The sequence below is a fragment of the Xanthomonas sp. LMG 12459 genome, assembly GCF_009192905.1.
Taxonomy (GTDB): Bacteria; Pseudomonadota; Gammaproteobacteria; order Xanthomonadales; family Xanthomonadaceae; genus Xanthomonas_A; species Xanthomonas_A sontii.
Genome location: NZ_NSGT01000121.1, coordinates 1 through 854, shown reverse-complemented (window position 1 = coordinate 854; position 854 = coordinate 1). Strand labels below are relative to the sequence as shown.

The following is an 854-nucleotide window of genomic DNA, read 5'->3' as shown; positions in this document are numbered from 1 at the left end:
GGCGTACAGCCACAGCGCACAGCAGGCAGCGTAGGAGGTCAGGTTGCTGCTGCGGAAGGCGACGATGCTGGCGCTGTAGCAATCCGATCCGTGCCGCAGGCGTATGTCGGCGACGTAGTCGAACGTATAGTGACCGGGCCCGTGCCACGGCCATTGCGCGCGTTCTTCGGGGTCGCTGGTCGCTGCTGGAACCGGGCAGCGCGCGTCCGGGTTCGGCCGGCGTTGCCGGCCCTGTGCGTCGAAGCCGAGGCGCTGCAACTCCCGGTCCGCGACCGCGCGCAGTTGCGGGTGCTGCGTCAGCCAGCGTGCGGCGTCCTGCTCTTCGGCCGTGGCGTTCGCAGTATCTGGCGCAGGCGCCAGCGTATGCCGATAGCGGTAGCGCACCTGCAGCACGCGGGAGCTGCTGCGCTCTTGTGGCAGCGGCGATAGCGGGCGCGACAGCGTCAGCGTGTCCTGGAAGTAGTCGCCGTCGCGATAGGCGGCATAGCTGCGGCCGTCGATGCGCAGCCAGTACAGGGTCTGATCGCTGCCGCGGCCGTTGATGCTGAAGGTGCCTGTCGCCGGCGCTGTGTCGGGTGCGGTGTTGGGCAGGGCAAGGAAGCCGTGTACGGGGTCGCGGCGCAGCACCGTGATCTCGGTGAACAGGCCAGTGCCGCCGACATAGGATGTGATCACCAGATCGCGTTGCCCGTCTTCGTCCAGATCGAGCAGGGTGTAGTGGTCGTCGCCGTTTTCGGAAACGTCGTCCTGCGCGGTGCCGGCGTCACCCAGGTATGTGCGCACCGCTTGCCATTCGTCTGCGGTGACGCCGGCCGGTTGCACGAGTGGCGCGGCTGCGGCGCCCGCTGCGGCGA

The 854-nt window shown here is 68.6% G+C and carries 1 pseudogene; it reads right to left on the bottom strand.

What is annotated here, in order from left to right:
• Positions 1-783: pseudogene (locus tag CEK65_RS20465) on the bottom strand (hypothetical protein); the annotation flags it as partial.
• Between the last annotated feature and the right edge of the window lie 71 nt (positions 784-854).